The organism is Klenkia marina (assembly GCF_900101025.1).
GTDB lineage: Bacteria > Actinomycetota > Actinomycetes > Mycobacteriales > Geodermatophilaceae > Klenkia > Klenkia marina.
Window position 1 is genome coordinate 217544 of the sequence record NZ_FMUH01000004.1, and the last position, 18382, is coordinate 235925.

General features: G+C 72.5%; 13 protein-coding genes. 4 read left to right on the forward strand and 9 right to left on the reverse strand.

Annotated elements, in window-relative coordinates; all coding sequences use genetic code 11:
- Positions 1-56: 56 nt before the first annotated feature.
- From ccrA to BLP29_RS13535, 3 genes are all read right to left on the reverse strand, one after another.
- Positions 57-1388, reverse strand: coding sequence for a crotonyl-CoA carboxylase/reductase (ccrA, locus tag BLP29_RS13525; RefSeq protein WP_092805299.1), 1332 nt, complete (start codon positions 1386-1388; stop codon positions 57-59).
- A gap of 68 nt (positions 1389-1456) precedes the next feature.
- The gene (mce, locus tag BLP29_RS13530; protein WP_092805301.1) at positions 1457-1906 is read right to left on the reverse strand and encodes a methylmalonyl-CoA epimerase; all 450 of its coding nucleotides are present in this window, start codon (positions 1904-1906) and stop codon (positions 1457-1459) included.
- Positions 1907-2067: 161 nt separating this feature from the next.
- Positions 2068-2904, reverse strand: coding sequence for an alpha/beta fold hydrolase (locus BLP29_RS13535; RefSeq protein ID WP_092805304.1), 837 nt, complete (start codon positions 2902-2904; stop codon positions 2068-2070).
- Between the two features lie 194 nt (positions 2905-3098).
- Between BLP29_RS13535 and BLP29_RS13540 the strand changes: the two genes are divergently transcribed.
- From BLP29_RS13540 to BLP29_RS13550, 3 genes are read left to right on the forward strand one after another with little or no spacing between them, the layout of a single operon-like run.
- On the forward strand, positions 3099-4313 hold the full coding sequence (locus BLP29_RS13540; protein WP_092805306.1) for an acetyl-CoA C-acetyltransferase: 1215 nt from the start codon (positions 3099-3101) through the stop codon (positions 4311-4313).
- A 2-nt stretch (positions 4314-4315) separates the two neighbouring features.
- Entirely contained in the window at positions 4316-5266 is a 951-nt protein-coding gene (gene meaB / locus BLP29_RS13545; protein ID WP_092805308.1) for a methylmalonyl Co-A mutase-associated GTPase MeaB, read from the forward strand.
- Positions 5267-5290: 24 nt separating this feature from the next.
- On the forward strand, positions 5291-6763 hold the full coding sequence (locus tag BLP29_RS13550) for a phytoene desaturase family protein (RefSeq protein WP_092805310.1): 1473 nt from the start codon (positions 5291-5293) through the stop codon (positions 6761-6763).
- A 97-nt stretch (positions 6764-6860) separates the two neighbouring features.
- Here BLP29_RS13550 and BLP29_RS21610 read toward each other — a convergent pair whose 3' ends face one another.
- Positions 6861-7436, reverse strand: a complete 576-nt coding sequence (locus BLP29_RS21610) for a C40 family peptidase (protein ID WP_092805312.1) — start codon at positions 7434-7436, stop codon at positions 6861-6863.
- 361 nt (positions 7437-7797) lie between these two features.
- Here BLP29_RS21610 and BLP29_RS13560 point away from each other — a divergent pair, with 361 nt between their 5' ends.
- Positions 7798-8781: a tetratricopeptide repeat protein gene (locus BLP29_RS13560; RefSeq protein ID WP_092805638.1), complete on the forward strand. Its 984-nt coding sequence runs from the start codon at positions 7798-7800 to the stop codon at positions 8779-8781.
- A gap of 70 nt (positions 8782-8851) precedes the next feature.
- On the opposite strand, the gene BLP29_RS13565 is transcribed toward BLP29_RS13560, so the two are convergent.
- The 5 genes from BLP29_RS13565 to BLP29_RS13585 form a co-directional block, all read right to left on the reverse strand.
- Complete coding sequence (locus tag BLP29_RS13565; protein ID WP_092805314.1) at positions 8852-10258, reverse strand: neutral zinc metallopeptidase; 1407 nt, start codon at positions 10256-10258, stop codon at positions 8852-8854.
- A 99-nt stretch (positions 10259-10357) separates the two neighbouring features.
- Positions 10358-13027: a 1,4-alpha-glucan branching protein GlgB gene (glgB, locus tag BLP29_RS13570; protein ID WP_092805316.1), complete on the reverse strand. Its 2670-nt coding sequence runs from the start codon at positions 13025-13027 to the stop codon at positions 10358-10360.
- Positions 13028-13081: 54 nt separating this feature from the next.
- A complete protein-coding gene (locus BLP29_RS13575) occupies positions 13082-14428 on the reverse strand; it encodes a maltokinase N-terminal cap-like domain-containing protein (protein WP_092805318.1) in 1347 nt (448 codons plus the stop codon).
- Entirely contained in the window at positions 14425-16257 is a 1833-nt protein-coding gene (gene treS / locus BLP29_RS13580; RefSeq protein ID WP_092805320.1) for a maltose alpha-D-glucosyltransferase, read from the reverse strand. Before treS ends, BLP29_RS13575 begins: the two co-directional genes overlap by 4 nt.
- 38 nt (positions 16258-16295) lie before the next feature.
- Positions 16296-18299: an alpha-1,4-glucan--maltose-1-phosphate maltosyltransferase gene (locus tag BLP29_RS13585; RefSeq protein ID WP_092805322.1), complete on the reverse strand. Its 2004-nt coding sequence runs from the start codon at positions 18297-18299 to the stop codon at positions 16296-16298.
- Positions 18300-18382: the final 83 nt, after the last annotated feature.

Genomic DNA, 18382 nt, shown 5'->3' on the forward strand with positions numbered 1-18382 from the left:
CATCCTTCCAGAAGCTGCGGACCGGATCGGGTGTGACGAGCCGGTCCGCAGCATGCTCACAGGCCGCGGAAACGGTTGATCGCGTCGAGGTGCTTGGCGCGCTTGTCCTGGTCGCGGACGCCCAGGCCCTCCTCGGGGGCGAGGGTGAGCACGCCGACCTTGCCCTGGTGGGTGTTGGTCTGGACGTCGCGGGCGGCCTGCCCGACCTGCTCCATCGGGTAGACCTTCGAGACCGTCGGGTGGATCAGGCCCTTGTCGATCAGCCGGTTGGCCTCGTACGCCTCCTTGTAGTTCGCGAAGTGCGAGCTCAGGATCTTCTTCAGGTTCATCCACAGGTAGCGGTTGTCGTACTCGTGCATGTACCCGGAGGTCGAGGCGCACGTGATGATCGTGCCGCCCTTCTTGGCGACGTAGACGCTGGCGCCGAAGGTCTCGCGGCCGGGGTGCTCGAAGACGATGTCGATGTCCTCGCCGCCGGTCAGCTCGCGGATCTTCTTGCCGAAGCGCTGCCACTCCTTGGGGTCCTGGGTCTTCTCGTCCTTCCAGAACCTGTAGCCCTCGGCGGAGCGGTCGATGACCAGCTCGGCGCCCATCCTCCGCACGATCTCGGCCTTCTCGGGGCTGGAGACCACGCAGACGGGGATGGCGCCGCCGTTGAGGGCCATCTGGGTGGCGTAGGAGCCCAGCCCGCCCGAGGCGCCCCAGATGAGCACGGTGTCGCCCTGCTTCATGTTGGCGCCGTTCTTGCTCACCAGCTGCCGGTAGGCGGTGGCGTTGACAAGTCCGGGCGCGGCGGCCTCCTCCCACGTGAGGTGGGCCGGCTTGGGCAGCAGCTGGTTGCTCTTGACCAGGGCGAGCTCGGCCAGGCCGCCGAAGTTGGTCTCGAAGCCCCAGATGCGCTGCTGGGGGTCCATCATCGTGTCGTCGTGGCCGGCCGGGTCCTCGAGCTCCACCGACAGGCAGTGCGCGACGACCTCGTCGCCGGCCTTCCACTTGTTCACGCCGGGCCCGACGGCCAGGACGACGCCGGCCAGGTCGGAGCCCACCACGTGGTAGGGCAGGTCGTGCCGCTTCGTGAGCTCGGACAGCCGTCCGTAGCGCTCCAGGAACCCGAACGTGCTCACCGGCTCGAAGATCGACGTCCACACGGTGTTGTAGTTCACCGACGACGCCATCACGGCCACGATGGCCTCGCCCGGCCCGAGCTCGGGGGTGGGCACCTCCTCGACGTGCAGGCTCTTGCGGGGGTCCTTGTCCTTGGTGGCCAGGCCCTCGAACATGTCCTGCTCGTCCTTGCGCACCAGCACCGCGCGGTAGGAGTCGGGCACGCCCAGCCCCCCGATGTCGCTGAGCTGGTCGGACAGGATGGCGTCCCTGATCTCGTTCACGCTGTGCTCCCGGGTCGTCGTTGGCTCGGTAGTGCGGGTGAGGATGTTACTGGCCAGTAGCCAGGAAGTCAGTGCTGTGTGGCCGGTTCCACGATCTCGACGAGCACGCCGCCGGCGTCCTTGGGGTGCACGAAGTTGACCCGGCTGCCGGCGGTGCCGCGGCGGGGCTCGTCGTAGAGCAGTCGCAGGCCGCGCTCGCGCAGGGTGGCGCTGACCGCCTCGACGTCGACCACCCGGAAGGCAAGCTGCTGCAGGCCCGGGCCCGACCGGCCGATGAACTTCGCGATCGTGGACTCCGGCGTCAGCGGGGCCAGCAGCTGGATGCGGGTGTCACCCGACCCGACCGCGAGCATGGCCTCGCGGACGCCCTGCTCCTCGTTCGTCTCCTCGTGGACCGAGGTGATGCCGAACGCGCGGTCGTAGAAGGCGATCGCCTCGTCGAGGTCGGGTACGGCGATCCCGACGTGGTCGATGGTGGTGAACAGCTCGGTGGGCAGTGCGGCTCCGTCGACGCTCATGCGGGCATGTTGCCGTTACCCGCGGTACCGCGCACCCGGTGGAGGGGGGTGACGCTGGACACAGCGGAGCCCGCCGTCCCTGGGGGACGACGGGCTCCGGTACGGCCCGGCTGCAGGAGCCCGTGCCTCGCAGCGTGGCGCGGGGGGGGCAGTCGGGTCCGCTACTTCGCGAGGAACTGGAGCAGGGCGGCGTTGAACTCCTGCGGGTGGCTGGCGTTGACGCCGTGCGGGCCGCCCTCGACGACCACGAGCTCGGCGCCCTCGATCGACTCGGCCGAGCGCTTGCCCGACACCTCGAAGGGCACCACGCCGTCGCTGTCGCCGTGGATGACCAGCGTGGGGACGGTGACCTTCGTGAGGTCGTCGCGGAAGTCGGTGCGGCCGAAGGCGGTGATGCAGTCCAGGGTGCCCTTCGGCGACGCCACGTTGGCGATCTGCCGGGCGAAGGCCTTCTGTGCGCTGCTGACCAGGTCGTTCTTGTCCCCGGCGGCGAAGAAGTTCTCGGTGAAGTCCTCGAGGAAGGCCGGGCGGTCGGTGCGGACGCCGGTCTGGAAGGCCTCGATGGTGGCGTCGTCGAGGCCGCCGTCGGGGTTGTCGTCGCTCTTGTACAGGTACGGCGGCACCGCGGCGGCCAGCACGGCCGACCGGATGCGGTCGGTGCCGTAGCGGCTGATGTAGCGCACGACCTCGCCGCCGCCCATGGAGAAGCCGACCAGGGTGACGTCGGTGAGGTCGAGGTGGGTGAGCAGCGCGTCGAGGTCGGCGGCGAAGGTGTCGTAGTCGTAGCCGTCGAAGGGCTTGGACGACTCGCCGAAGCCGCGGCGGTCGTAGGTGACCACGCGGTGGCCGGCCTCGACCAGCGCGGGCACCTGGGCCTCCCACGACTTGCCCGACAGCGGCCAGCCGTGGATGAGCACGACCGGGCGGCCGGCGCCGTGGTCCTCGTAGTACAGCTCGATCGGGGCGGAGTTCTCGGTGCCGACGGTGACCGTGGCCATGTGCGTTCTCCTGTCGCTCGGGGTCGTGGGCTCGCGCAGGTTCAGTCGTGCCCAATGCATCTGGGGTGTGCACCGTTCCGGGTGGTGACCTGCCTCACGTGGCCCCGGTGCGTCGGCCACCGTCGTCCTAAGCTCGGCGCCAGCCCGTCTGCTCGGCCACCAACGGTGGTGGCCTGCGCCCCTGGAGGCCCCGCATGACCCAGACCACCAAGCCCGCGGCCGCGAACCGCTCCGTGATCGTCGGCGGCGCCCGCACCCCGATGGGCCGGCTGCTCGGCTCGCTGAAGGACTTCTCCGCCGCCGACCTCGGTGGCGTGGCCATCAAGGGCGCCCTGGAGAAGGCCGGCATCAGCGGCGACCAGGTCGAGTACGTGATCATGGGCCAGGTCATCCAGGCCGGGGCCGGCCAGAACCCGGCCCGCCCCGCCGCGGTCGCCGGCGGCATCCCGATGACCGTGCCGTCGTTCACCCTCAACAAGGTGTGCCTGTCGGGCATCGACGCCATCGCGCTGGCCGACCAGCTCATCCGGGCCGGGGAGTTCGACGTGGTCGTCGCCGGTGGCATGGAGTCGATGACCCAGGCGCCGCACCTGCTGCCCACCAGCCGCACCGGCGTCAAGTTCGGCAACACCGCGCTGGTCGACTCGATGAACCACGACGGGCTCACCGACACCTTCGACCAGGTGGCCATGGGGCTGCTGACCGAGCAGGCCAACAGCCGCTACGAGCTGACCCGCGAGGAGCAGGACGCCTTCGCCGCGGCCAGCCACCAGCGCGCGGCCGCGGCGCACAAGAACGGCCTGTTCGACGACGAGATCGTCACGGTGTCCATCCCGCAGCGCAAGGGCGACCCGATCGAGTTCCGCGAGGACGAGGGCATCCGCGCCGACACCACCACCGAGTCCCTGGGCCGGCTCAAGCCCGCCTTCAGCAAGGACGGCACGATCACCGCCGGCACCGCCTCGCAGATCTCCGACGGCGCCGCCGCCGTCGTGGTGATGAGCGCCGCCAAGGCCGCCGAGCTCGGCTGCACCGTGCTGGCCGAGATCGGCGCCCACGGCGTGGTCGCCGGTCCCGACGCCACCCTGCAGCAGCAGCCCTCCCGGGCCATCGCCGCAGCCTGCGCCCGGGAGGGCATCGCCCCCGCCGACCTCGACCTGGTCGAGATCAACGAGGCCTTCGCCGCGGTCGGCATCGTCTCCACCCGCGAGCTCGGGCTCGACCCCGAGAAGGTCAACGTCAACGGCGGCGCCATCGCGCTGGGCCACCCGGTCGGCATGAGCGGGGCCCGCATCGTGCTGCACCTGGCGCTGGAGCTGCAGCGCCGCGGCGGCGGCACCGGTGCCGCCGCGCTGTGCGGTGGTGGTGGCCAGGGCGACGCCCTGGTCGTGCACGTGCCCGCCGCCTGACCGTGGGTCGCCGCACCCCGGACGTCGGCGCGCTGGTCGCCGGCGCCCGGTACGGCGACCCCCGCTCGGTCGCCCGGCTGATCTCGCTCGTGGAGCAGGAGAGCCCGGCGCTGCGCGAGGTCGCCGCCGCGCTCGCGCCGCACACCGGCCGGGCGCAGGTGCTGGGCATCACCGGGTCGCCCGGCGTCGGCAAGTCGACCACCACCACCGCCCTGGTCCGCGGCCTGCGCGCCCGCGACCTGCGGGTGGGGGTGCTCGCGGTCGACCCGTCGTCCCCCTTCTCCGGGGGCGCACTGCTGGGCGACCGGGTGCGCATGGGCGACCACGCCGACGACCCGGGGGTCTACATCCGGTCGATGGCCTCCCGCGGGCACCTCGGCGGGCTGTCGTGGGCCACCCCCCAGGCGCTGCGGGTGCTCGACGGGGCGGGCTGCGACGTCGTGGTCGTGGAGACCGTCGGGGTGGGTCAGTCCGAGCTCGAGGTGGCGTCGCTCGCCGACACCACGCTCGTGCTGGTCGCGCCGGGCATGGGCGACGGCATCCAGGCGGCCAAGGCCGGGATCCTCGAGGTCGCCGACGTCTTCGTGGTCAACAAGGCCGACCGCGAGGGCGCCGACCGCACGGCTCGCGAGCTCCGGGCGATGCTCACGATGGCCGCCGACACCGGCTGGCGGCCGCCCGTCGTCCGCACCGTCGCCTCGGCCGGTGAGGGCGTCGACGACGTCCTCACCCGGGTCGAGGAGCACCGCAGCTGGCTGGCGTCCTCCGGCGAGGGCGACCGGCGCCGACGGGTCCGGGCGGCCCGCGAGATCGAGGCGATCGCGGTCGGTGAGCTGCGCCGCCGGATGGGCGACGTCGGCGGCGCGGCGGCGATCGACGCACTCGCCGAGCGGGTCGTCGCGGGGGAGTGCGACCCCTACGCCGCGGCCGACGAGCTCGTCGGGCGGCTCTGAGGGGCCTCGGGGGAGACTGCCCGTATGAGCTCGCAACCGGATGCCGTCGTCGTCGGAGCCGGACCGAACGGGCTGGCTGCCGCGCTGCGCCTGTCGGCCGCCGGGCTGCGGGTGCGGGTCGTCGAGCGTGCGTCGCGGCCCGGGGGCGGGATGCGCACCGAGGAGGTCACGCTCCCGGGCTTCGCGCACGACATCTGCTCGGCGGTGCACCCGATGGGGGTCGCGTCGCCGTTCTTCCGCGAGTTCGACTGGGCCTCGCGCGGGGTGCGCATGCTGCACCCCGAGATCGCCTACGCCCACCCGCTGGACGGCGGCGACGCCGCGCTGGCGTTCCGGTCGCTGGAGCAGACCGCGGCGGGCCTGGGGGAGGACGGCGATGCCTACCGGATGCTGTTCGCCCAGCTGGTCGAGCACGGCGACGACGTCATCGACTTCTTCCTGTCCTCGGCCTTCCGCCGGCTGCCGACCCGCAGCATCCCGGCGATCACCCGGTTCGCCCTCAACGCGCTGCCCAACGTGCGGTGGCTGGCGCACAGGGCGTTCGACGGGGAGAAGGCCCGCGCGCTGATCGGCGGGGCCGCCGCGCACGGGATGCTCGACCTCACGCGCCCGCTCACCGCGGGCCTGGGCATGGTGCTGTCGATGCTGGCCCACCACCGGGGCTGGCCGCTGCCCGAGGGCGGCACCCAGCGGATGGCCGACGCCATGGTCACCGCCCTCGAGCAGCAGGGCGGCGAGGTGGAGTACGACCACGAGGTCACCGACCTGCGCGAGTTCGACGGCGTCCCGGCGGTGCTGCTGGACACCTCGCCCGACGCCTTCGTGCAGATGGCCGGCGACCGGCTGCCCCGCGGCTACGCGCGCTGGGTGAACCGGTACGAGCACGGGCCCGGGGTTTTCAAGATCGACTGGGCGCTGTCGGACCCGGTGCCGTGGACCAACCCCGACGTCCGCCGGGCCGGCACCGTGCACGTGGCCGGCACGTTGGCCGAGACCATCGCCGGCGAGGCCGCCCCGGCCGCGGGGCGGCTCACCGACCGGCCCTACGTGCTCGCGGTGCAGCCCACCGTCGTTGACCCCACGCGGGCGCCCGAGGGCAAGCACGTGTTCTGGGCCTACGTGCACGTGCCGCACGCCTCGACGGTCGACATGACCGAGCAGATCGAGGCGCAGATCGAGCGGTTCGCCCCCGGCTTCCGCGACACGGTGCTGGCGCGGGCGACCAAGACGGCGCCGCAGATGCAGGAGTGGAACCCCAACAACATCGGCGGCGACATCTCCAACGGCGAGGCCTCGCTGCGGCAGATGCTGGCCCGTCCGGTGCCGCGGTGGAACACCTACTCGACGCCGATGGACCACGTCTTCCTGGCGTCGGCGGCCACCCCGCCGGGCCCGGCCGTGCACGGCATGTGCGGCGACAACGCGGCGCGGGTCGCCCTGCGGAAGGTGTTCGGCGTCCGGGACGTCCCCCCGCTCCGCCCCGCCCCGCCGTCCTGACCCCCGGCGCCCGCAGCCTGGATCAGGGGGGTGCAGGGACGTCCGTCCTCCGCCACCGGATCCGGTGGCGGAGGACGGACTCCGGTGGAGTAGGCCCTCAGGCGACGCGGGAGGCGCCGGCGTAGCCGGGCATGTCGACGCTGCTCACCACGACACCGGTGTCGGAGTTGAGGGCGTTCACCATCTGGCCGTTGCCGATGTAGATGCCCACGTGGCTCACCGGGGAGTAGTAGAAGACGAGGTCACCGGGCTGCAGGGCGGCGCGGTCGACCGGGGTGCCGACGGTGGCCTGGTCGGCGCTGCGGCGGGGCAGCTCGACACCGGCGGCGGCGAAGGCCTGGGTGGTCAGCCCCGAGCAGTCGTAGGCGTCGGGACCGTTGCCGCCGTACGCGTAGCCCTTGCCCACCTGGGCCATCGCGTGGTCGACGGCGACCTGGGTGGCCGGGGTCGGGGCGACGATGCCCGACGACGCCGCGGCCGGCGCGGTGACGGCGGCGGGCGCGGCCTGCGCCGTCCCCGTGGCACCGGGCAGGAACCCGACGGCGAGCGCGGCTGCCGCGCCGGTGACGACGACCTGGCCGAAGCGGCGGCGCAGACGGCCGACCGGCTGGTCGACGGCGGCGGTGGTGCTGGTGGTGGTGCTGCTGGAGATCGTGCGGGGGCTGGTCGCCATGGGTGGCAGGCCGTCCTCTCGACAAGTCGGTCGCCGGGCGGGGTGCTGGTCCCGCGACGCCGTGGTGCGGCGGGGGACCGGGTGGGTCGGGGGCAGCTGCGCTCCGGCGCATCCTGGATCGGCCGGCCGCCTCGCGCGGTCCCGGCCGAACTGCCCGGCCGGACCCTGGTCGCCGTCCTCGTCGGACGGCGCCCCTCCCGGCGGAGGTCGTCGGCGGGGCGGGGCCCCGTCGACCGGACCGCCCGAACGTACGCACGGCCCCGCGGGGGGATGCAACAGGTGGTGAGCAGGGTCACGCCGGTGGGCGGGGTGGGGCAGGACGGCGCGGCGACCGGCTCCCGGCGGTGGGATCATGGACGTCATGCAGCCGAACCGCCCCGCTCGACCCGGTCAGCCCACCGATCCCCGCGCCGCGGCGCAGCAGGCGCAGATGGCCGCCTCGCTGGCAGGTGCGGTCGACCTGGCTGCGGTCAAGGCGCGCTCGGACGCTGCGGCCCGGGCAGCGGCGGCCCCGCCGCCGGCACCGGGTGCACCGGCCGGTGCGCCGGGCGCAGCGGTGGTGGACGTCGACGAGGCCACGTTCCAGACGGAGGTCATCGACCGGTCGTTCCAGGTGCCCGTCGTGCTCGACCTGTGGGCCGAGTGGTGCGGGCCGTGCAAGCAGCTCTCGCCGGTGTTGGAGAAGCTCGCCGCCGAGGGTGGCGGCTCGTGGGTGCTGGCCAAGGTCGACGTCGACGCCAACCCCAACCTGTCGCAGGGCCTGCGCGTGCAGGGCATCCCCGCGGTCAAGGCCGTGTGGCAGGGGCAGCTGGTGGCCGAGTTCACCGGTGCCATCCCCGAGGAGCAGGCCCGGCAGTTCGTCACCGAGCTGGTCGGTGCCACCACCGGCGGCGCCGTGCCCGGCGCCCAGGGCGACGCCGAGTCGCAGGAGCCCGAGGACCCGCGGCTGGACGCCGCCGAGGCCGCGCTCGACGCCGGTGACCTGGCCGGGGCCGAGGCCGCCTACCAGCAGATCCTCGACGTCGAGCCGGCCCACCCGGTCGCCTCGGTGGCCATCAAGCAGGTGCAGCTCTTCCGTCGCGCCGAGGAGGCCGGCCCGAACGCGCTGGACACCGCCGACGCCGCCCCCGACGACGTCGCGGCGCAGACGCGGGCTGCGGACTTCCTGCTCGGCACCGGCGACGTGGATGGCGCGTTCGCCCGCCTGCTCGACGTCGTCCGGCGCACCTCGGGCGCGGACCGCGACGCCGCCCGGGTCCACCTGGTGGAGCTGTTCGGCGTGGTCGGCGACGACGACCCGCGGGTCGGCGCCGCCCGCCGTCAGCTGTCCGCCGCCCTCTTCTGAGCCCTGGAACGGCCCCCGTGCAGGGTCCCGCCGCGAGCTCGCTCGTGGTGGGGGGCACGGGGGTCCTTCATCAGGCCTCGAGGCCGCAGGCGGTGAGCCCGTACAGGTAGCCCTGCCGGAACACATCGACCAGCTGGAAGCCCGACAGGCCGACGTCGGGGAAGACCGTCGGGTCCTTGCCGTAGGTGAGCAGGAACTGGATGGCCTCGTCGAAGTCGCCGGGCGAGATGGAGATCGTCGGGACCTCCTGGTTCAGCGCGGCGCCGGAGAAGGCGCCGGCCTGGCACGTCGCCGAGCGGATGGCGTCCTCGTCCTCGGTGGACAGGCCCAGTTGGTCGCGGGCCGCGATGCCGTAGGGGATGGCCACGGCGGTGAGCACCGCGTAGTCGCCGATCTCGTAGGCGGGCTCGGCGAGGTCGGTCTGGTCGTAGTAGACGGTGTCCTGGTCCCGGCAGAAGCCGGCGTTGGTGTCGGCGTTCATGCCGTCACAGGTCGGGGCGGTGCCGTCGAACGTCTCGATGGCGGGCTCGGTGAAGTCGACGCCGAGGTCGTCGGGGAACGAGTCCGTGTAGTAGGCCGGAAGCGACTGCGCGATGAGGTCGGGGACCTGGGCCAGCGGCAGGTTGCCGTCGTTGTCGAAGTCCTCCTGGTCGTCGAACTCAGCCTGGGTGAAGCGACGGTCGGACTCGTAGTTGTCCCGGCAGGCCGCGGCGCCGCCGTCGTAGCCGTCCTGGATGGCCGAGACGCGGTCGAAGTAGGAGCCGTGCGCCTGGTCCTCCTCGGCGCCGGTGCCGGGGGGGTCGCGCACGATGAAGTAGCCGACCAGCAGGCCGTCGAGCTCGGGGGCCCGGATGGACTCGTGCGAGGCGTTGCCCTCGGCCACCCAGCGGGTCCAGGCCCCGGCGAAGCAGTCGGCCTGGGTCTCGACGTTGATCGACGTGTCGTCGGCCGGGTAGCCGACCCGGCCCTGGACCGCGTGGCCGAACTCGTGGGCCATGATCAGGGCGGGCAGGAAGCGGCCGTACTCGTCGCTGAGCTGCTGCAGGAAGGCCCGGTCGTAGCTGATCGAGTCCTCGTTGGAGGCACCGACGTCGGGCGGGCAGTAGAAGGCGTTCTGCTCGACCTCCTCGGGGGCCGAGCTGCAGCCGATCTCGCCGTCGGGGTAGAGCGACTCGTCGACGTCGCCGGGGTCGACGGAGAAGTACCCGCCGGCCAGGGCCGGGAAGTCCTCGCCGTAGACCTCGGGGAAGGTCTGCGACCAGTAGTCGTTGAGGTCGGCCAACGCGTTGCGCGAGGTCACGTCGGCCTCGGTCTCGGCGGCGCCCGTGATCGGGAAGTCCGCCGGTGAGACGTCGGTGATCGGGGGCCCGGCCGGGGTGGCCTGACCGGGCACGATCGCTGCGCTGCAGCCGGCGAGCACCAGGGCGAGGGCGAGGACACCGCTGGCCAGGGCCACCGGTCGCGACGTCGAGGGCATGGGCTCCCGTTCTCCTGCGCCCGTTCCGGGCCCGGGCGGCCTGCACATCATGGCCGACCCGGGCCCGGAACGCGACGAGGCGTTACCTCGCCGTCACCCTCACCCCTCGTGCAGGAACCAGGTGGTCGCCAGCGGCGGCACGCTGACCGTCGCCGAGAACGGCTGGCCGTGCCACGGCTCGGGGACGGCGTCGATGCCCCCGAGGTTGCCCACCCCGGAGCCGCCGTAGCCCTCGGCGTCGGTGTTGAGCACCTCGCGCCACCGGCCACCGCGCGGCAGCCCGATGCGGTAGCCGGAGTGCGGGGCGCCGGCGAAGTTCGCCACGCACGCCAGCGCCTGGCCGCCCTTGCCGTAGCGCAGGAAGCTCAGCACGTTGCCCGCGGCGTCGTTGGCGTCGATCCACTGGAAACCGGCCGGGTCGACGTCCTGGCTCCAGAGCGCCTCGGTCTCCTTGTACCGGCCGTTCAGGTCGGCGACCAGGGACAGGACCCCGCGGTGCGCGGGGTCGTCGAGGTGCCACCAGTCCAGCGACCGGGAGTCGGCCCACTCGCCGTCCTGGGCGAACTCCTGGCCCATGAACAGCAGCTGCTTGCCGGGGTGGGCCCACATGTAGGCGAGGTAGGCGCGCACGTTGGCCAGCTGCTGCCAGCGGTCGCCGGGCATCTTGCGCAGCAGCGAGCCCTTGCCGTAGACGACCTCGTCGTGGCTGATCGGCAGCACGTAGTTCTCGCTGTAGGCGTAGACGAGGGAGAACGTGAGCTGGTTGTGGTGGTAGACGCGGTGCACCGGCTGCTTCTCGACGTAGCCGAGCGAGTCGTGCATCCAGCCCATGTTCCACTTGAAGCCGAAGCCCAGACCGCCCAGGTACGTGGGCCGGGTGACGCCGGGCCACGCGGTGGACTCCTCGGCGATGGTCATGACGCCCGGCACCTCGCGGTACACGGTGGCGTTCATCTCCTGCAGGAAGGCCACGGCCTCGAGGTTCTCCCGCCCGCCGTGCACGTTGGGCTCCCACTCGCCCTCCTTGCGCGAGTAGTCCAGGTAGAGCATCGAGGCGACGGCGTCGACCCGCAGGCCGTCGACGTGGAACTCCTTGCACCAGTAGAGGGCGTTCGCGACCAGGAAGTTGCGCACCTCGGACCGGCCGAAGTCGAAGACGAACGTGCCCCAGTCCATCTGCTCGCCGCGGCGCGGGTCGCCGTGCTCGTACAGCGCCGTGCCGTCGAAGCGGCCCAGGGACCAGGCGTCCTTGGGGAAGTGCGCCGGCACCCAGTCGATGAGCACGCCGAGGCCGGCCTGGTGGGCCTTGTCGACGAGGTAGCGGAAGTCGTCGGGCACCCCGAAGCGGGCCGAGGGCGCGAAGTAGCCGCTGACCTGGTAGCCCCACGAGCCGCCGAACGGGTGCTCGGCGACCGGCATGAACTCCAGGTGGGTGAACCCGGCGTGCACGGCGTACTCGACCAGCTCGTCGGCCAGCTGCCGGTAGGACAGCCCCTGCTTCCAGGAGCCGAGGTGCACCTCGTAGGCGCTGATCGGCCGCTCGTGCCAGTTGCCCTCGGCGCGGTCGGCCAGCCACTGGTCGTCGCCCCACTCGTACTGCGAGTCGGTGACGACGCTGGCGTTGAGCGGGGGGACCTCGGTGGCGAAGGCCATCGGGTCGCTCTTCTCGCGCCACTCGCCGTCGGCGCCCAGCACGTGGAAGCGGTACCGCTGGCCCACCTCGGCACCGGGGACGAACAGCTCCCACACGCCCGAGGAGCCCAGGGAGCGCAGGGGGAGGGCCCGGGCCTGCCACCAGTCGAAGTCGCCGGTGACCTTCACGCCGCGGGCGTTGGGCGCCCACACGGCGAAGGACACCCCGCTGACCTCGCCGCCGGGGGTGTCGTAGCTGCGCACGTGCGCGCCGAGGACCTCCCACAGGCGCTCGTGCCGACCCTCGCGGATCAGGTGCTGGTCGACCTCGCCGAGCGTGGGCAGCCAGCGGTAGGGGTCGTCGGCGAGCACGGTGTTGGTACCGCCCTGGCCGTCGCCGTAGACGACCTCGACGCGGTAGTCACCCGGCTGCTGGGGGAGCTGGGCCTCGTACACGCCGCCGCCGTGCAGCTGCGTGGCCTCGTAGCGGGTGCCGTCCTGGTCGACGACGGTGACCGACACGGCGTCCGGGCGCAGCGTGCGCACCGCCCAGCCGTCGCCGACCGGGTGCGCGCCGAGCACGGCGTGCGGCTCGTGCGACCAGCCCTCGACGACGGCGCGGACGGCTTCGGGGTCGACCGGGGCGCCCTCGACGTGGGCGGGTTCCTGGGGTGCGGCGGGGCTGGCCGAGCGCGTGCGGCCGGGGGAGGCGAGACCGGCCGGCGGGGGGTGGTCGTCCCCCTGGGGCGCGTCGTCGGCGGACCCGCCCCGGGACGGCGTCGGGGACCCGCCGGTGTCGGGGCTGGTGGAGGCCGGGCTCAGCTCGGTGGTCTCGGCGGGGGAGTCGCCCCCGGTGCCGGCCTGCCGGCCGTCCTCGCGCGGTTCCGGGTGACCGGGCTCGGCGGGGTCGCCGTCCGGCGGCTCGGGCTGCGGCGCCGAGGGTGCGGCGGGGTTGCCGGGCTCGGCGATCGGGGCCGGGGCGACCACGGGGGTCGCCGTGATGCCCTGACCGGGGTTGCTCGGGCTGTCGCGCTCGGCCTGCTCGAGCTCGGCCTGGAAGGCCTCCGTCTTCTCCGTGACCGCGCGCTGCAGGTCGTCGGGGTCGAGCGGGTCGTGCGGGGAGTCCTGGGTCGTCATGGAGCGCTCCGTCCTGCCGGTGCGCCCCCGGAGGGGCGCGGAGTAGTGGGTCGGTCAGCTCGCAGCCGAGCGGGCCAGGGAGGCCAACGGGATCATCAGCCAGTGCGGGCGGTTGCGCGCCTCGTAGACGCACTCGTAGACCGCCTTGTCGGCCTCGAAGGCACGCAGCAGGGGCGAGGTGGCGGGGTCGGTGCCGCTGGCCCCTGCGTACCCGGCGCAGAAGGCGGTGCGGTTGCGCTCGGCCCACTCCTGCGCCCGGTAGGCCAGCTGCGGGTCACCGGGCTGCTCGACGAGCATGTGCCGGGCCGCGTAGTCGAAGGAGCGCAGCATGCCGGCGACGTCGCGCAGCGGGGAGTCCGGTTCGCGGCGGGCGGCCAGCGAGCGGGCCGGCTCGCCCTCGAAGTCGAGCACGATCCAGCCCGTGGTGGTGCGCAGCACCTGCCCGAGGTGGAGGTCGCCGTGCACCCGCTGCACCGTGGTCGGGTCGGTCAGCCGGCCGACGTCGGCGTAGAGCGCGCGCAGCCCGTCGGCGTGCTCGGCCAGGTCGGGCACGATGCCCAGCGCGGCGTCCAGGCGGGCGGTGAGCTGGGTGGCCAGCTCGGCGTACCACTCGGGGCCCACGGTCGCGGTGGGCAGCACCGCCGCCAGGTCGCGGTGCACGCTGGCGGTGGCCTCGCCCAGTCGCGCGGCCTCGCCGGCGAAGTCGCCACCCACCTCGTCGGCGTGCAGGTCGGCCTCGGCGTAGAGGTCGCGCACGCTGGAGGTGGCCAACCGCCAGCCGTCGCTGGCGTTGGGCACGAAGGCCTGCAGGAAGGCCACGGTCGAGGTGGCGCCGTCGGCGTCGTCGACCTCGACGTGGCCCAGCAGCGGGGCGATGTGCGGGTTGTCCGTCGTGCGCAGTGCGTCGTGCACCTCGACGTCGGGGTTGAGCCCGGGCTCGAGTCGGCGGAACAGCTTCATGATGGCCGTCTCGCCGTAGACCAGGGACGTGTTGGACTGCTCGCCGGAGATGACGTCGCCGGGCACGCCCTCGGGGATGTAGGCCACGCCCGCCGGGTGGAAGTGCATCGGGCCCACGGTCGAGGCGGCCACGAGGTGGGTCAGCCACGGCACGGTGGCCTCGCGGTCGCGCATGCCGTCGTAGGCGTGGTTGTCCCCGACCGCGCCCACGTAGGCGTGCGCGAGGTCGTCGTCGGCGGTGGCGCGCCAGGACAGCGGCACCAGGTAGGTCTCGGTGACGTCGTCGGTGTAGGTGACGCGCACCCGGTGGACGGAGACCGCCGGGGTGCTCTCGTCGAGGAAGAAGCCGTCCTCGGTGACCGAGGACCACTCCCTGCCCTTGCCGCCGAACCACCGCTGGTGCGGCATCCACTCGGCCAGCAGGTCGGTCAGCGCGCTCATCGGGTGCTCCCCTCGACGCCGAGGCCACCGCTGCCGCCGGGTGGGTCCTCGGTGGACCCGACGATGCCGGCCTCCAGCAGCGACTGGGCGACGCTGGAGCTGGTCGCGGTGTCCCAGGCCTCGTCGTCCTCCTCGGTGGCCGGGGCAGCCGGCCTGGACAGCTCGAACCAGTAGAAGCCGTGCCCGGCCAGGGTGAGCGTGTAGGGCGCGACGCCGATCTCGGGGAACTCCACCCGGCCGGTCAGCTCCACCGGCGTGCACCCCTCGAAGCGGCGCAGGTCGAGCTCGACCGGCTGCGGGAAGCGCGACAGGTTGTTCACGCACAGCACGACGTCGTCGCCGAACTCGCGGACGAAGGACAGGACCGTGGGGTTGCGCGAGCCGATCTCGGTGAAGGTGCCGACGCCGAAGGTCGGGTGCTCCTTGCGGACGGCGATCATGCGCCGGATCCAGTGCAGCATCGACGTGGTGTTGCGCATCTGCTGCTCGACGTTGGTGACCTGGTAGCCGTAGACCGGGTCGGCCACCAGCGGCAGGTGCATGCGCTGCGGGTCGGCGGTGGAGAAGCCGCCGTTGCGGTCGGGGGTCCACTGCATCGGGGTGCGCACGCCGTCGCGGTCACCGAGCCAGATGTTGTCGCCCATGCCGATCTCGTCGCCGTAGTACAGGACCGGCGAGCCCGGCAGCGACAGCAGCAGGGCGTTGAAGAGCTCGAGGGTGTTGGTGTCGTTGTCCAGCAGCGGCGCCAGCCGGCGGCGGATGCCGATGTTGGCCTTCATGCGGGGGTCCTTGGCGTACTCGCCCCACATGTAGTCGCGCTCCTCGTCGGTGACCATCTCGAGGGTCAGCTCGTCGTGGTTGCGCAGGAAGACGCCCCACTGGCAGTTCTCGGGGATGTCGGGCGTCTGCGCCATGATCTCCGAGATCGGGAACCGCTGCTCGCGGCGCACGGCCATGAACAACCGCGGCATCACCGGGAAGTGGAAGGCCATCTGGCACTCGTCGCCGTCCTCGCCGAAGTACTCGACGACGTCGGCCGGCCACTGGTTGGCCTCGCACAGCAGCACCGTGTCGGGGTACTCGGCGTCGACGACCTTGCGGACGGTCTTGAGCAGCTCGTGGGTCCTGGGCAGGTTCTCGCAGTTGGTGCCCTCCTCCTCGAACAGGTAGGGCACGGCGTCGAGGCGGAAGCCGTCGATGCCCAGGTCGAGCCAGAACCGCAGGGCGTCGAGGATCGCCTCGACCACCTTGGGGTTCTCGAAGTTCAAGTCGGGCTGGTGGCTGAAGAACCGGTGCCAGAAGTACTGCTTGCGCACCGGGTCGAAGGTCCAGTTCGAGACCTCGGTGTCGACGAAGATGATGCGGGCGTCGGCGTACTTGGTGTCGTCGTCGGACCAGACGTAGAAGTCACCGTAGGGGCCGTCGGGGTCGTTGCGGCTGGCCTGGAACCACGGGTGCTGGTCCGAGGTGTGGTTCATGACGAAGTCGATGATGATCCGCATGCCCCGCTCGTGGGCCTTGGCGACCAGCTCCTGGAAGTCCTCGATGTCGCCGAACTCGGGCAGCACCGCGGTGTAGTCGGCGACGTCGTAGCCGCCGTCGCGCAGGGGCGAGGCGAAGAACGGCGGCAGCCACAGGCAGTCGACGCCCAGCCACTGCAGGTAGTCCAGTTTGCCGATCATGCCGCGCAGGTCGCCGATGCCGTCGGCGTTGGAGTCGGCGAAGCCCCGGACGAGCACCTCGTAGAAGACGGCACGCTTGTACCACTCCGGGTCGGCGCCGGGGGCGGGCAGGCCGGGGCGGTCGGCGTGCGGTGCGGGGACGGTCATGGGGAGCTCAGGTCCTCGGGTTCTCGGGGTGGGAAGGGTCAGCCGAGCGGGGCGTGCCGCGTGACCGTGAAGACGTGGGCGGGCTCGCGGTAGGGGTCGAGCTCGACGTAGTTGAACTGCCCCCACTCGTACTGCGCGCCGGTGATCTGGTCGGTCACGGTGAACCGGTCGGACCACTCGAGGCCGAGGGCGGACATGTCCAGCGCCGTCGTGCCGATCTGGGTGTGCTGGCTGGACAGGGTGACGACCACGAGGACGGCGTCGTCGGAGCCCGGGTCGGTCTTGGAGAAGCAGAGCAGGTTCTCGTTGTCGACGCCGTGGAAGTGCAGCGTGCGCAGCTGCTGCAGCGCCGGGTGCTCGCGCCGGATCTGGTTGAGCCGGGTGAGGTAGGGCGCCAGCGAGCGGCCCTCGGCCTCGGCGGCGGCCCAGTCGCGCGGGCGCAGCTGGAACTTCTCGGTGTCCAGGTACTCCTCGCTGCCGGGCTTGAGCGCCACGTGCTCGAACAGCTCGTAGCCCGAGTACACCCCCCAGGTGGGGCTCATCATCGAGGCCAGCACCGCCCGGATCCTGAACATCGGCGGCCCGCCGTACTGCAGCGACGCGTGCAGGATGTCCGGGGTGTTCACGAAGAAGTTGGGCCGCATGTAGTGCGCGGTGCCGGCCAGCTCGCGGCCGTACTCCTCGATCTCCTGCTTGCCGGTGCGCCAGGTGAAGTAGCTGTAGCTCTGGGTGAACCCGACGCGGGCGAGCTGGTGCATCATCGCCGGCTTGGTGAACGCCTCGGCCAGGAACAGCACGTCGGGGTGGGTCTTCTTGACGTCCCAGATGATCCAGTGCCAGAAGTTGATGGCCTTGGTGTGCGGGTTGTCGACCCGGAACACCTTCACCCCGGCGTCGATCCACACCTGCAGCACGCGGCGGGCCTCGGCGTAGATGCCGGCCGGGTCGTTGTCGAAGTTGATCGGGTAGATGTCCTGGTACTTCTTCGGCGGGTTCTCCGCGTAGGCGATGGTGCCGTCGGGCTTGGTGGTGAAGAACTCCGGGTGCTCGGTGACCCACGGGTGGTCGGGTGCGGCCTGCAGCGCGAAGTCCAGCGCCACCTCCATGCCCAGCTCGCGGGTGCGGGCCACGAAGGCCTCGAAGTCGGCCATCGTGCCCAGCTCGGGGTGGACGGCGTCGTGCCCGCCCTCGGCGCTGCCGATGGCCCACGGCGAGCCGACGTCGCCCTCGACGGTGGTCAGCGTGTTGTTCTTGCCCTTGCGGTTCACCGTGCCGATGGGGTGGATCGGCGGCAGGTAGACGACGTCGAACTCCATGGCCGCGATCGCCGGCAGCCGCCGCGCCGCGTCGGCGAAGGTGCCGTGCGTGGGCACGCCGTCGACGACGGGGCCCTCCGAGCGGGGGAAGAACTCGTACCAGGAGCCGTAGAGGGCGCGCTGGCGGTCGACCCACACCTCGTAGCGGGGGGAGCGGGTGACCAGGCGGCGCACCGGGTGGGCGTGCAGCAGGTCGGTCATCGCCGGCGCCAGCGCGGGGGCCAGCCGGGCGGTGAGCTCGAGGGTCTCGTCGCGCAGGGCCACCGCGGCCGCGGCCACCGCCGAGCGGTGCTCCTTGGGCACGGTGCGGCCGACCTCGTCGAGCAGCCGGGCGCCGTCCTCGAGGTCGTTGGCGAGGTCGGCGGCGCCCTGGCCGGCCTCGACCTTGACCTCGACGGCGTGGTGCCACGTGCCGATCGGGTCGTCCCAGGCCTCGACCTGGTAGGTCCACAGGCCCTCGCGGTCGGGGACGACGGTGGTGGTCCAGCGGTCGGGCTGGTCGGAGTAGCGCTGCATGCGGCGCAGCGGCACCTTCGGGGCCCGCTTGCCGGGGGTGGCCGGCGGGCTCCAGACGACGTTGGCCGCCACGGCGTCGTGCCCCTCGCGGAACACCGTGGCGGTGATCGGTACGTGCTCGCCGACGACGGCACGGGCGGAGAACGCGCCGCACGAGACGACGGGTGCGATGTCGGTGATGCCCAGACGGAGGTCAGCGCGGCCAGTCACCCCCGTCACGCTATCGGCGCCCGGCCCGTTGGGCACATCGGCCGGCCGGGCCCCGTCCGCGGGGTCCGACGACCCCCCGGATC